This is a genomic window from Paenibacillus sp. 1182 (assembly GCF_017833915.1).
GTDB lineage: Bacteria > Bacillota > Bacilli > Paenibacillales > Paenibacillaceae > Paenibacillus > Paenibacillus polymyxa_D.
Genome location: NZ_JAFICR010000003.1, coordinates 351,009 through 363,717 on the forward strand (window position 1 = coordinate 351,009; position 12,709 = coordinate 363,717).

Below are 12,709 nucleotides of genomic sequence, written 5' to 3' on the forward strand. Positions count from 1 at the left end.
GTAAAGGAGCCTGAGTCATATGTCCATTGACCGTTTTATCTTAAAAAAGCTGGACAACTGCCGGGAAGAGCATACACGCGCTAATTTACTAGAACTGTTTAGAATACGGATTGAGAAGGCGCAGAATAAGGAACGAGGCGGTAAAAAAGGTTATCGCAGAATACTTTAAATAAAGTCTGATCAATCCATAAGCTGCGGTAAGTCACATGTATCATGTTTTAAAGCTGCTGATATGGAGAGGGTGCTGAAATGTCCCTCTCTTTTTTGTGTGTCTAAAGTGGACAAAAAAAAGTCCCTCTTAATAGAGGGACAATGCCAATGAATCATTTTCACTAACACTATGCAGGATGGCTTCACAACCGACAATCTCTATACTGATCAAAGAGTTAAGGCATTTTTGAAGGGCACGCTTGCCGCTGGAGATTTTATTCTCCAAAGTGTTACTTAGAAGTTTTAATGTTTTTTGTACTGGTTGCTTATTTTCTTGATTGAAGTATACGGGAATACGTTTGTTTTGAAATGTAATTAATGTTCTCACAAAAATCACCTCGCCTGAGTTATTTCATGGCTTAATTGTAGTGCCCGTTTCTTAAAATTACCTTAAAAACACCTTATAAAAACATAAAGGTCTGAAAAATTTACAAAGTGTTCACAACAATCTAGGTAACAATCGAATTTAGTTCTAACTAATCGACAAAATGACGTATATACCCATATTAGAACCGATCCAATACATATTATTGATACCAATGACTCTACTAATATGAGAAAATATGACCAAAGTCACTATTTTATTTTTGGAGTGGGTATTTTGTAACAAATTGACAGTCTAATAGTCGGATGCTACAGTTACGATAGCCATATTTCCGTGGAAATAGGCTTTTTGCGTGAACTTTGCTATATATTAAGGATCGGGAGGGATGACAGATGATCCTGACCGTGCTTTCAGGACGACAGGAAACAGAGTGGTTTGACATCGAGGTAGCTGATGAATACTCGGTGGAACATTTAAAGCTGATGCTGGGTGTGCGCATTTTCGGCGAGCCTCCGGCGGAAGGCATGCAATATATTATGGAAGCAAAGTTCCCGGAAGGGCTCTGGTTCAGGGTGGGAGATAACCAGCTACTTACAGGATCCGGCTTGCGGGAAGGCTGTACTGTGCGTATTCAGCGCGCTTTTTCGACAACTCAGGACGAAGCGCCTGTGTATGGAAGGCGTTCTCTGTTTCAAAATGAAAAAAATGGGTAAATACACACATGAAATTATATGAAACCTTGGTAAAATGAAATAGTAAGCGAAAAGGGGGACTTTTGTCTTGAATGCATTATACCAGCGATCCCCGAGATTAAGGCCGGCGCTCCGAGAGGAGAAGCTGGAGATTTTACGGCCTCCGGCTGAGCCGAGCAAGCCGTCTTTTTCTATTATATCTATACTTATTCCGTTAATGATGACGTTGGTGACTATAGGCTTTTACGTATATATGAGCAAAACAGGCAAGATGGGTAACAGTAACTATTTGATGTTCCAAATGGTCACTGTGGTCATGATGCTTACATCTTATACGATTCCTTTTTTTGTCTATCTAAATAATAAGAAGGAATACAAGCGCAAGCTAGAGGAACGGGACCGCATGTACCGGGAACAGCTCCAAAAGCATCGTGAAGAACTTGAAATGAAACGCGAGGAGCAAATTCGCACACTATATGAAATTCACGGTGACCCGCAAATATGCACTCAAATTGTCAAAAACCGCAACAGTTCACTTTGGGAACGATCACCGGAGGATGAGGACTTTTTGCAGGTGCGTATTGGAACTGGACAAGTTCCCTTTCATATAAAATTGCAAATTCCACGCCCAGACGGTTATGACCGAGATCCTTTGTTGGGAGCTGCGGATGAACTGGAAGAAGAATTTCGTCTGGTAGACGCTGCTTCCATTGCATTACCGCTGTTTCAATCCAAAGTGGTTGGATTGGTCGGCGATCGGGAACATACCCTTGCTGCGTTAAGAGTCATTTTGGCACAAGTGACGGTTCGTCACTCGCCAGATGAAGTGAAAATTGCTTCCTTCTATGACGAGCGAGAGGAAAGTGAATGGACCTGGATGCGCTGGCTTCCACATGTGTGGGATGATGACCGAATCCAGAGAATGATGTCAGACCGCAGTAGTAGTGCACATCAATTAGCAGATTTTCTGTTTGCCAGACTGAACCGCCGTAAAAATAATCGTAATGAGCGTCAAGGCAAAGGGATGGAAGTCCCTTGTTATGTCGTTGTTTTATCTGACACCCAGCTGATTGAGGAAGAACCGTTACTGCCGTTGTTATTGGAAGACGGCCGAACCATTGATGCGTGTACGATTGTGCTGGCTTCTCGTAAAGAGGCTTTGCCGATGCAGTGTCAGCTGATTGTGGAGGCTTCCAAAGAGCAGGGCGTATATGCCCGTAAATCAGAGTCGGCGGAGGTTGAACAGCAAAGTTTTAAACCGGATCGTTTGTCAAAAGAGGAAGCCGATGCATTAGCGCGGTACATGGCTCCTATTCGCTTGAAGCGTTCCTCTGCTTCTGATATTCCCGCTGTGCTGCCTCTGTTTGATATGATGAGCGTAGCAAGTGTGGAAGAACTGGATGTGGCAGATCGGTGGCGACGTAACCGCCATCCTGATACCTTACCTGTGCCAATGGGCGTGCGAGCAGGCGGCAAGAAGATTATGATTAACCTGCATGATAAGATAGAGCGTCAAGGGCATGGTCCCCATGGCTTGATCGCCGGTACAACGGGTTCAGGAAAGAGTGAGGTTATCCAGTCCATTGTAGCCTCGCTTGCTGCCGAGTTTCATCCGCATGATCTTGCTTTTATGCTGATCGATTACAAGGGTGGAGGCATGTCCAACACGTTCGTTAACTTGCCGCATGTTGTGGGTACGATCACGAACTTGGACAATAATTTGATTGAACGTGCCAAAATATCTCTTAAAGCAGAACTGGTTCGTCGGCAGAAGATATTGAACGATGCAGGCAATTTACAGCATATTGATGAATATTACAGACTACTCCGGCAGCGGCAGGAACAACCGCTGCCTCATCTGGTTATTATTATTGATGAATTTGCACAATTAAAGCGGGATCAGCCAGAGTTTATGGACGAGCTAATCAGTATTGCTGCGATTGGGCGGACACTAGGTGTCCATTTGATTTTGGCGACGCAAAAGCCCGCAGGTGTCGTGGATGACAAGATTTGGAGTAACTCCAGATTCCGCATCTGCTTACGGGTGCAAAGCGAAGGCGATAGCCGTGACATGTTGAAAATACCGAATGCCGCGTGGATTACGAAGCCGGGACGAGGATATTTCCAAGTGGGTAGTGACGAAGTATTTGAAGAGATGCAGTTTGCTTGGAGCGGTGCGCCGTATATAGGCAACAGCGATATTTCTTCTGCACTACCTGTACATGAAGTGAGACTGAACGGAAAACGTGAAGCGCTACTGACGGGCGGCGAACGGGCAAGCTCGGGCTTAAAAGGAGAAGAAGCCCCTAAACAGCTTCAAGTATTTATTGATTATATTGCGAATGAGGCTGCTAAGGCAGGGATCGAACGGCTTCAGGGACCGTGGCTTCCGCCGCTGCCTGAATTGCTGGATTTAACAAATTTGCCGGCATGCACCGAAATAGATAGTACATCATCACCTTTGGAGCTGAAGGCTCTTATTGGTCTAGTGGATGATTTGCCGAATCAGCGACAGGAGCCAATTTATGCATCGCTAGATCATGGTCATTGGGCTGTGTATGGCATGCCCGGCATGGGGAAAACAACCTTTTTGCATACGTTGCTGATGTCCACGGCTCAGCGATTTGCTGCGAATCATTGGAACGGTTATATCATTGACATGGGTCGAACGATGCGCGACTTTGGGGAACTTCCCCAAATCGGGGCTGTTATGATGGCTGAGGAGGATGACCGGATCAAGCGATTGTTCCGTTATCTGTTCAAGATGGTGGCCGTACGCAAGGAAATGCTTTCCGAGGCTGGAGTCAAAACAATAAGCTCTTATCGACGTTCTGCTGTCGAGGATATTCCGCAAATTGTCGTAGTTATTGATGGATATCTTAATTTCCGTAATGCTTATCCAGATGAAAATGAACTGCTGGAATCTCTTTTGCGAGAAGGGGGTAGTCTAGGCATCACGTTTATCATTACAGCGAACCGGATTACCGATGTGTTTGAGAAATTCCGCAGTAACATACCGAATGCTGTTTCTTTTGAAATGTCCGACCCGAGTGACTATTACTATGCGGTAGGGCGACCAGCCAAAACGCCAGGACCGTTAATTCCAGGTCGCGCTCTGGTTAAAGGGCATGTTCCTCCGCTGGAGTTCCAGACGGCACTGCCTTCACCAGGAGAAGATGAGGCGGAGCGATCAGCACGGCTACGCCGCAATATTGCTGGCATTGTGCAGGAATGGAAAGGCAAGCACGCACCAGCTATCCTACCATTACCTGAGCGGATTCCACTATCGGAGCTGCTTCAGCAGTGGGATCGGACGAGTGGACCATCGGGCGCACTACCTTACGAAGTACCTGTAGGCCTACAGAGTGACGATCTTGAGCCTTTTCTCCTGAATCTGAAAGAAGGGCCCAATTTTATTGTGGGTAGTCCAATGGAGGGTGGAAAAACCTCCTTTCTAATGAGCTGGATTATATCGCTGGCTTATTACACATCACCCGATCAATTGGAAGTCTATACGATCGATACACGCTATGGAGGCGGGGGACTATCTAGATTACGACATCTTCCTCATGTTAAGGCTGCTGCTGAAAGTGAGGAAGAAATGGGACCTCTGGTACAGCAAGTGTATGATATTGTTCAACAACGGAACAAGGAGGGGAATGATCCCGAATTGCTCCTGGTCATTGATGATGCGGATATGTTAAGCAAGCAACTGAATGATTTTATGATAAAGGATCAGCTCTCCGCCATTGTACGGTTGGGACGTGATCGCAATGTGCATGTCGTGCTCTCGGGTGTGCCATCTGATTTTCCTACCTTTGGTGTGGACTGGTTTAATGATGTCAAGGCAAGCCAAAGCGGTATGCTATTTGGAACACTAGATTCGAATGATCTATCGTTCTTTCGTATCCCTTATTCGGAGGCGAACGCCGCTACTGGTGGACTAAAAGTCCTGCCACCTGGGCAGGGGTACTACGTACGGCGCAAATTTACCAGGATAAAAGCGGCAATTCCCTTCTCAGAGCAAGTGAGCTGTGAGGATTGGATAACGAAAATTCGTGACCGATGGCATGTTGTAGTTTGAAGGGAGGTGGCTCATAATGTTAACGTTTCAAGCTTCCAAGCAGAAGTTAATAACCCTCAAGGCGAAGGAACTGTTTTTTCTGGCAGGCGTATTGGGTTCTGACCGACTGCTTGGGGTGGAAGATCCGTTTAAGGGCTATCTAGCAGAGGAGTTGGCGGAAGAGTGGGAGCAAGTAAAAGCTACTCTTTTGGAAAAGGGTTATCTAAAGCGGGTAGATAAGGGCAAAGAGCTAGCAATGCCTCCTACTGTTTTTTCAAGAGTCGCTATCGCGGGATTATCCAACAGGGCTTGCCGTATACGCTATGTGCGGGGAGGTAAGCAATTTGAAGGCTATCTCCATTGCACGAACGAGCGTGTAGTGGAACTCGTGAAATCCGCTGATGAACCCGATGAGTATCGATTGTACGATCTGGGTAATGTGGAAAAGGCTTGCGAGACATTGATTGATAAAATGGGTTGGGTAGATCGACTTGTGCCTGAATCCCCCGCACTAATGTTCTCCAAGCAGGCGTTTAATAAAATTTACGAGCAATCGGCAGGGGAAAGTGTGTCTTTGATCAGCAGTAAACTGACCGAGGCTAGCGGAGATGCAGAGGGGTCTGCAAGACTGGCTCAGTCTTTGAGTTCCCGTGTAGCTGAGGGAGAACTGCAATTGCTGGTTTGGAACGGCAGGGAGTGGGAATCACAACGGGCAGCCTTTGTCCTGTGTCCTGCAATGAACTGGATATTTCGGATGAGCTCTAGTGGTAACGGGGACTGGCTGATTGCAGCTATGGCTTCAAGAGATCAGTTTGTGGATTTATTATTAAATTGGTTGAAACAGTCGGCAGTGAATGAAGAAGTGACAGAAGAAGGGTGATGGATATGCGCATTCGAGTTGAACCGGATGTGCTTCGGGGGCTTAGCGGGCAGCTACAGCATGCGGCGGAGCAAATTCAACAGTTAACAGCAGGTTTGGAGCAGGCGTTACAATCGCTGGATTGGGATGTATCTGCACGCGAGGCGATCTTGAATCATTGGATGCAGGCCAAGCGGATGTCAGAACAGATCCATGCTTACCTCCATACATCAGGTACACAACTGAACCGAAAGGCAGAGCAGTTTCAGTCTGTTGACCACAACTATCAAACGATACTGTCATTTGCCAGCCAACCATTGGGACGACCCGTCACGATGCTCGATTGGTCGAATCAGCAATCACCGTCTATTCTGCCTGGGCAAGCTTCGGAAGGAAGCAGCCTGATTTCTAACCCGCAGTCTGTCGTACATGCCATTTCTGGTGTACAGTCTTCGGATGTAGAAACGTTGCATCAGGATATTCTGATGCAGGCGTCTTCTAGCAGTCCGCAGGATTGGTATTTTACTGATCCGTCTACAGTAAGAGATCAGCCTGTCGCTTAGTTGGGATCGCGTTCCGGGACAATCTGGATCGATTGCAAAATTACTTGAGCTCGTTCCACAATTCCCGGCTTTATGGGACTTATTAGGTGTTTTTTTGTTAATATTATACTGTTAGGTGCTGTTTTATAGTTAAAAAGTGGGATTGTTACAATTAGGTCCTTTGCCTTTTGTAGGGAATTAAATAGCCATAGTACAATTTGAACCAGATAAACAAAAACATTATTTATCATCAAGGAGGACTCAAAAAATGGCAGGACGCATTTTAATTACCCCAGAACAGGTTGATCAGGTGGCTAACCAATTTAAACAAAGTGGTGAGCAAAGCCAGCAGATCGTTTCCAGTTTGACACAGTCCATCTCAGGTATGGAAGGTCAATGGGAAGGTATGACTAAACAACGCTTCTTCCAAGAGTTTCAGGAAGCTAGCAAACAAATGCAAGCTTTCGTAACGACTTTGAACAGCATCAGTCAAGAATTGACAGCTATCGCTAACAAATTCCGCACGGTTGACCAAACGAAATAAGTTGTCTTGCCTGATAGGCATTAACTTATCATATACCACTCTATTAAGAAGCAATATGTGAGCCATTCCTCACGGTTTGGCACAGGATGTTCAGGAAAAACCGGGCGATCTTCGGATACCCGGTTTTCTTGCCATCCATAGATGTATATAATAAGGTGAGGAAAACTAGCATACTGAATGATGTAAGGAGAGGGATGTTTCATGTCTTTTCAACCGAATCCGGGAGACGAATTGATCATAAACGGCACAGCTTATGTGGTTGGACGACATCCCGCTGCACCCGGTTTAGCCTATGCTCAAGCAGGGCGTCAGGGAATTGTATACCAGCTAAATGCCAAAAACGGAGCGCCACATGAGGCAAAAGCCCTTAAGGTGTTTTTTCCGAAGTTCCGCATCCCGGCTATGGTTTATCAATCTGAGCATATGGAAGCATACGGGGATATTCCCGGTTTGCAGGTATGCAAGCGTGATGTGCTCACTCCAGAAAGAAACGGAAGTCTGATTGCCGAGCAGCCTGATTTGCTGTATGCGGTACTGATGCCATGGGTTCACGGTATGACATGGTTCGATTGTCTCACAGATCAGCGTCAGCTTGAGGCTTCCGATAGTCTGGCTTTAGCCAGAGCATTGGCAGGGATCGGTTCAGCTATGGAGCAAAAAGGATTGGCGCACTGTGATTTATCGGCGCCGAATGTGATGCTTCCGTTTTTTTCTGAAGTGGAACTGCCTGAAGGCACGTCAGCTGTGGAATTGGTGGACGTGGAACAAATGTATAGTACTAAAATGGATCGTCCAGACGCTCTATTGGCAGGTTCGCCAGGGTATGCCGCCCATCGTACCGTCCACAGCGGGTTGTGGAGTGCGTATGCAGACCGTTTTGCAGGGGCAATCATTATAGGAGAAATGTTAGGCTGGTCTGACCGTGTAGTAGTCGACAAAGCGTGGGGCGAAAGTTATTTTGATCAGCATGAAATGCAGACGCCTTGCGAACGTTATTTTATTTTACGAAAATCGCTGGAATCTCGTTGGGGCAGCAAGGTGGTAGAATTGTTCAGCCGTGCTTGGGATAGTCAGGATTTAAGCAGTTGCCCTACTTTTGGCGAATGGCTGGTTGTACTTAATGCGGTTACTGAGCAGGAAATTTCAGTTGAGGCTATAGAACCGGAACCTGCTGCGACAGAAACAATAGAATCGGCAGCGGTGGGTGGCCTTTCCAGTGAAGCTGCATCCTCTTTGTCAGCGCCTGCACCGCTCAAGACTGAACAGGCTGCACTGCTAAATCAGGCCGCCCTGGAGCAAGGAGAGCGTGGGGTAACGGACAAGCTGTTCCGACAGGCACGTGATTTGGAGCAGCAAAACAAACCTGCTGCAGCGCTGGAAGTATACCGGTCGTTGTATCATTTTGTAGAAGACGGCAGTCCTTTGCATGTGGAGGTGTCAGCTGCGATCACAGGACTAGAGGAGCAGTTGAATCCCATGACGCCAGAGCAACCTGAAAAAACAAAAGCCTGGTATCGCTCCAAAGCGTTTATCGTGACAACTGCGGCCGCAGTCGTTCTATTGGCAGCTGGAATCCCAGCCGTGAATATTCTTGCAGATCAGTCCAATCAGCGGCAAATCGAGGCAGCCAAGCAGGAAGAGGCAGCGAAGGCTGCAAAGGCGGCCGAGGAAAAGCTGGCAGCCGAGCAGAAAGCGGCTCAAAAATTGCTGACGGAGAAACAACGACAGGAAGCGGAACAGCAGACCAAACAACAGGCACTTGCTGCTCAAAAGCAACAGGAAGAGCAGAAGAAACAGCAAGCCCTTATCGCTCAACAGGTTAAATATGAAGCTTATCTCGCTCAAAAGGAACAAAATAAGCAGGCGGCTGCCAAGTTGGCGAAGCAAAAAGCGTATGATCAACAGGCAAAGTATGAAAAATACTTGGCTTTGAAAAAAGAGCAGGAAGCTCGTGCCGCCCAGGAAGAGGCAGCTCGTAAGGCAGCAGCCGAGGCGGAACAAAAGCAAAAAGAGTCCATGCATGCACGAAACAAGGAGAACGTTCTTCAGCTTATTTCCCTGTACAACAAGGCGTATGCCTCTCAGGAAGGTGGCAGCGCTGCGAAGGCAAAGAGCTTTGCGAAGCGTTTTAGATCACTATATGATAGTAATCCTTCTTATTATCGTTCGGTAGGTGAAGTAGGATATCGGGCCTCCTCTATTTATAATTTTTTAGGAGATACGAATTTTAGACTGCCTAAAATTTAATATTTCATATGTTTATATATAGGCGGAATGATAGATACGAAACAGATGGAGATAGAAGGTAACTGAGGGGAGCATGTACAAACCATGAATTATACAATACAGGCTTCACAACGCACTCCCGCCCTGATCATTTACCTGATTGACATCAGCGCGTCGATGAACATGCTGATGGAGGGGCGGCGGCGTATTGACGTTGTATATGAAGCTATATCGTTGGCGATCCGGCAGATGGTTTTTCGATCAACCAAAGGAAATCGGCTGACAGCGCGCTATCGGATTGCGATTTTGGCTTATAGTGACGACGTGTATGACCTGCTGAATGGTGTCAAGGGAATTGATGAAATCGCGGCCATTGGTTCGTTGCCCGATTTGACGCCCAAACGGTTTTCAGATTCAGCAAAGGCCTTCTTGCAAGCTGAGCGTATTTTGCAAGCGGAATTACCAGGGATGCAGGACTGTCCTGCACCTTTGGTCTGTCATATGACAGATGGAGTTTCCACAGGTGATGATCCCGAACCGATTGCGAAGCGTATTATGAGCATGAGCGTACCGGACGGTAATGTACTGGTGGAAAATATATTTTTATCCGACAGGTTGCTGGAAACGCCTATTCAGGACCCCCGTCGCTGGAAAGGTCTGACACATAATACGCCGTTGCAGGATGAACATGCTGTGAAATTGCGTGATATGTCTTCTGTGCTGCCTGAAAGCTATCGGGAAATGCTATTTGAGGCAGATTATCAGTTAGGTGAAGGAGCCATTATGATGCTGCCCGGAACCTGTGCGGAGCTGGTGTCCATTGGGTTTCAAATGTCGGCCGCAACGCCTGTACGGTAAGGAGGTAAAAGCATGAATCCACCGCTGTCCCTGCTCCCCGCGAGCAAAAAAAAGGGAATGAATGCAAGGCTGACTCAGCAATTTGCTTACATAAGCTCTCAGACAGGCGATCAGCCTTTATCATCTCATCACAGTCGTTTTATGTGTCGTTATGGCTATGGAAGGTCTGCCGAATCTGCCAGTATGGGAGAAAGCGGACAGGATTTCGCCGCAGTACGTATTCATAAATCCGTCTGTTGTTTTGTCTTGTGTGATGGTGTCGGGCTCAGTTACCGAGGAGATTTTGCGGCCCGCTATCTGGGTTCTTCTTTACTGGATTGGATGGAACGGGGACAAGATCTGTCTGCTGATCAATTGAGAGTGTACCTTGAACGTTTGGCAGGTACAGCGGCAGAGGAACTGGATCGGCAGCCTTTGGATCACGAATCAGGCCTAATGCGTTCGGTATTGGAAGATAAACGTCGTCAAGGTAGCCAGTCCATGTATATTTGCGGTAAAATCGAACTGCCGAAGCGTGGCAGCCGTGGCCGTCTCCGACTTGCCTGGCAAGGGGATTCACGTTTGCGACTATGGAACGGTGCCGAAGAAATCAGCGAGCTGTTCGATCATACCTTCTCTACAGCGGAGCGCTGGTCTACAAGCCGTGGGCCGATTGGAGGGAAGCCTCATTGGTATGAAAGAAGCATATCCGCAGATATGCCGATGAGATTACAGGTATATACGGACGGTTTATCCGATTTGGACCCCATTCGCGAGCCTGTCCCTGATGAGCAGATACAGGTATTGCTGGATGCATCCCACACCGGGGGACTTGATGATGATGCTGCATTTATTGAGCTGCAGTGGTAAATGAATAAGCAAAAGGACGTTATACAACCATGGATATGGATGTATACGTCCTTTTTTTGATGAATACATAGAACATTACGATTCGTTAAGATATTTATAGAATGTAACGAGGAGGAGAAGGAAAGACGCGCTAATGCGCGTAATATTCGTACTTTTCTTAAATATCGCAAAGGAATAGCAAAAAATGCGCAAAAATGGTGATTATAAAGTATATCCTTTTGGGTAATCTTGTGATTATACAGATTACTGAAAGGGAGCGATACATATGAGCTACACATATGCAGGAGGCGCACGCTTTGAAGGAAAAACGGCTCTGATCACGGGGGCTGGTTCTGGCATTGGCAAGGCAACGGCCATTCAAATGGCTAGAGAAGGAGCGAATGTCGCTCTTTTTGACGTAAGTAATGAGCGTATTTTGGAGACAGAAAGAGAAATTAATGCTATACGTGAAGGGTCAGCGCGGGCATTTGACGTGGACATTGCCGATCCGGTGCGTGTGGAAAAAGCAGTTCTGGAAGCGGTTGAATTATTTGGCGGTCTGCATATCATTTTTGCTAATGCGGGGATTAACGGAGTCGTCGGACCGATCGAGGATCTGAGCATTGAGGATTGGCGGCAAACATTGTCCACGAATCTGGACGGTACCTTCCTGACGGTGAAGTATACAATTCCACATTTGAAAAAGAACGGTGGCGGCAGCATTATTATTACCAGTTCCATTAATGGAAATCAGCGCTTTACCAGCTTTGGGATGTCAGCCTACAGCACATCGAAGGCGGGTCAAACTGGTTTTGCTAAAATGGCTGCACTGGAGCTGGCTAAGTTTCGTATTCGTGTCAATGTCATCTATCCGGGTGCCATTTCGACGAATATTGATGAAACCACGGAGAAGTCGGAAGGGTTAAAGCAAATTACCATCCCCGTCAAGTTTCCTGAAGGAGGGCAACCGTTGGCAGATGGACCGGGTCAACCCGAGCAGGTAGCTGATTTGGTAACATTTTTGGCCTCAGATCATTCGCGTCACATTACTGGCGCACAAATTGTCATTGACGGGGCAGAGTCGTTATTGTTTTAGAAATAGAGCATTGTCTGGGACAGAGAAATGTTTTGTGGTATCCTGAGTGTATGTCTTGGTTACGGTGCAAATGTGAAGCTCACATAAAAACCCTGGATCTTTCGCACCTCGAAATTTGTCGAAATGGTTTTAAATTAGCTTTCTTCGTTAGAAGTCAATAGTCGATTCAAGCTTTTTTGGCATCGTTTTTTTCGGAAATGCATGGAATTGATATCATTAGGGTATTAATTCCTTCATTTTCGCTGTCGTCGCACTCTATATGAGTGCGTGGATTGCGAATTTGTTGGCTGGTAAAAGGTTTGGTTTAGAACAAGTCGTGGTTCAGTACAGTCAGCATTTTTATTTTATAAACGAAGATTTGCACGAGGAGGATTATATGAATAAAAATGATGATCGTCATGATAACACCCCAGAATAAAGAAGGCAGTCGAAAATATAGACATACTCTTGATAAACTTTCTAATAC

The 12,709-nt window shown here is 46.4% G+C and carries 11 protein-coding genes; 10 read left to right on the forward strand and 1 reads right to left on the reverse strand.

Features of this window, described 5'->3' with window-relative positions; all coding sequences use genetic code 11:
- Nucleotides 1-19 precede the first annotated feature (19 nt).
- Nucleotides 20-169, forward strand: a complete 150-nt coding sequence (locus tag JOD82_RS07320; RefSeq protein ID WP_023988262.1) for a hypothetical protein — start codon at nucleotides 20-22, stop codon at nucleotides 167-169.
- A gap of 129 nt (nucleotides 170-298) precedes the next feature.
- On the opposite strand, the gene JOD82_RS07325 is transcribed toward JOD82_RS07320, so the two are convergent.
- On the reverse strand, nucleotides 299-538 hold the full coding sequence (locus JOD82_RS07325) for a hypothetical protein (RefSeq protein ID WP_013370782.1): 240 nt from the start codon (nucleotides 536-538) through the stop codon (nucleotides 299-301).
- A 389-nt stretch (nucleotides 539-927) separates the two neighbouring features.
- Between JOD82_RS07325 and JOD82_RS07330 the strand changes: the two genes are divergently transcribed.
- From JOD82_RS07330 to JOD82_RS07370, 9 genes are all read left to right on the forward strand, one after another.
- A complete protein-coding gene (locus JOD82_RS07330; protein WP_029517061.1) occupies nucleotides 928-1,248 on the forward strand; it encodes a hypothetical protein in 321 nt (106 codons plus the stop codon).
- 67 nt (nucleotides 1,249-1,315) lie between these two features.
- Nucleotides 1,316-5,311, forward strand: a complete 3,996-nt coding sequence (gene essC, locus JOD82_RS07335; protein WP_029517062.1) for a type VII secretion protein EssC — start codon at nucleotides 1,316-1,318, stop codon at nucleotides 5,309-5,311.
- Between the two features lie 16 nt (nucleotides 5,312-5,327).
- Nucleotides 5,328-6,170, forward strand: coding sequence for a hypothetical protein (locus tag JOD82_RS07340; protein ID WP_029517063.1), 843 nt, complete (start codon nucleotides 5,328-5,330; stop codon nucleotides 6,168-6,170).
- Between the two features lie 5 nt (nucleotides 6,171-6,175).
- Nucleotides 6,176-6,712: a WXG100 family type VII secretion target gene (locus JOD82_RS07345; RefSeq protein ID WP_029517064.1), complete on the forward strand. Its 537-nt coding sequence runs from the start codon at nucleotides 6,176-6,178 to the stop codon at nucleotides 6,710-6,712.
- A 247-nt stretch (nucleotides 6,713-6,959) separates the two neighbouring features.
- Nucleotides 6,960-7,235: a WXG100 family type VII secretion target gene (locus JOD82_RS07350; protein WP_013309990.1), complete on the forward strand. Its 276-nt coding sequence runs from the start codon at nucleotides 6,960-6,962 to the stop codon at nucleotides 7,233-7,235.
- 201 nt (nucleotides 7,236-7,436) lie between these two features.
- Nucleotides 7,437-9,482 carry a serine/threonine-protein kinase gene (locus tag JOD82_RS07355; RefSeq protein WP_069011422.1) on the forward strand — a complete coding sequence of 682 codons (2,046 nt, stop codon included), beginning with the start codon at nucleotides 7,437-7,439 and terminating at the stop codon, nucleotides 9,480-9,482.
- 84 nt (nucleotides 9,483-9,566) lie between these two features.
- Nucleotides 9,567-10,319, forward strand: coding sequence for a vWA domain-containing protein (locus JOD82_RS07360; RefSeq protein WP_013309992.1), 753 nt, complete (start codon nucleotides 9,567-9,569; stop codon nucleotides 10,317-10,319).
- 12 nt (nucleotides 10,320-10,331) lie between these two features.
- Entirely contained in the window at nucleotides 10,332-11,168 is an 837-nt protein-coding gene (locus JOD82_RS07365; RefSeq protein ID WP_069011423.1) for a hypothetical protein, read from the forward strand.
- A 265-nt stretch (nucleotides 11,169-11,433) separates the two neighbouring features.
- Nucleotides 11,434-12,243 carry an SDR family oxidoreductase gene (locus JOD82_RS07370; RefSeq protein WP_023988269.1) on the forward strand — a complete coding sequence of 270 codons (810 nt, stop codon included), beginning with the start codon at nucleotides 11,434-11,436 and terminating at the stop codon, nucleotides 12,241-12,243.
- The last annotated feature ends 466 nt before the right edge of the window (nucleotides 12,244-12,709 follow it).

Excerpts from the sequence above, each read along its gene's own strand:
- JOD82_RS07320 (WP_023988262.1), top strand. The coding sequence starts at position 20 with ATGTCCATTGACCGTTTTATCTTAAAAAAGCTGGACAACTGCCGGGAA.
- JOD82_RS07370 (WP_023988269.1), top strand. The coding sequence starts at position 11,434 with ATGAGCTACACATATGCAGGAGGCGCACGCTTTGAAGGAAAAACGGCT.
- JOD82_RS07330 (WP_029517061.1), top strand. The coding sequence starts at position 928 with ATGATCCTGACCGTGCTTTCAGGACGACAGGAAACAGAGTGGTTTGAC.
- JOD82_RS07360 (WP_013309992.1), top strand. The coding sequence starts at position 9,567 with ATGAATTATACAATACAGGCTTCACAACGCACTCCCGCCCTGATCATT.
- JOD82_RS07350 (WP_013309990.1), top strand. The coding sequence starts at position 6,960 with ATGGCAGGACGCATTTTAATTACCCCAGAACAGGTTGATCAGGTGGCT.
- JOD82_RS07355 (WP_069011422.1), top strand. The coding sequence starts at position 7,437 with ATGTCTTTTCAACCGAATCCGGGAGACGAATTGATCATAAACGGCACA.
- JOD82_RS07365 (WP_069011423.1), top strand. The coding sequence starts at position 10,332 with ATGAATCCACCGCTGTCCCTGCTCCCCGCGAGCAAAAAAAAGGGAATG.
- JOD82_RS07340 (WP_029517063.1), top strand. The coding sequence starts at position 5,328 with ATGTTAACGTTTCAAGCTTCCAAGCAGAAGTTAATAACCCTCAAGGCG.
- JOD82_RS07345 (WP_029517064.1), top strand. The coding sequence starts at position 6,176 with ATGCGCATTCGAGTTGAACCGGATGTGCTTCGGGGGCTTAGCGGGCAG.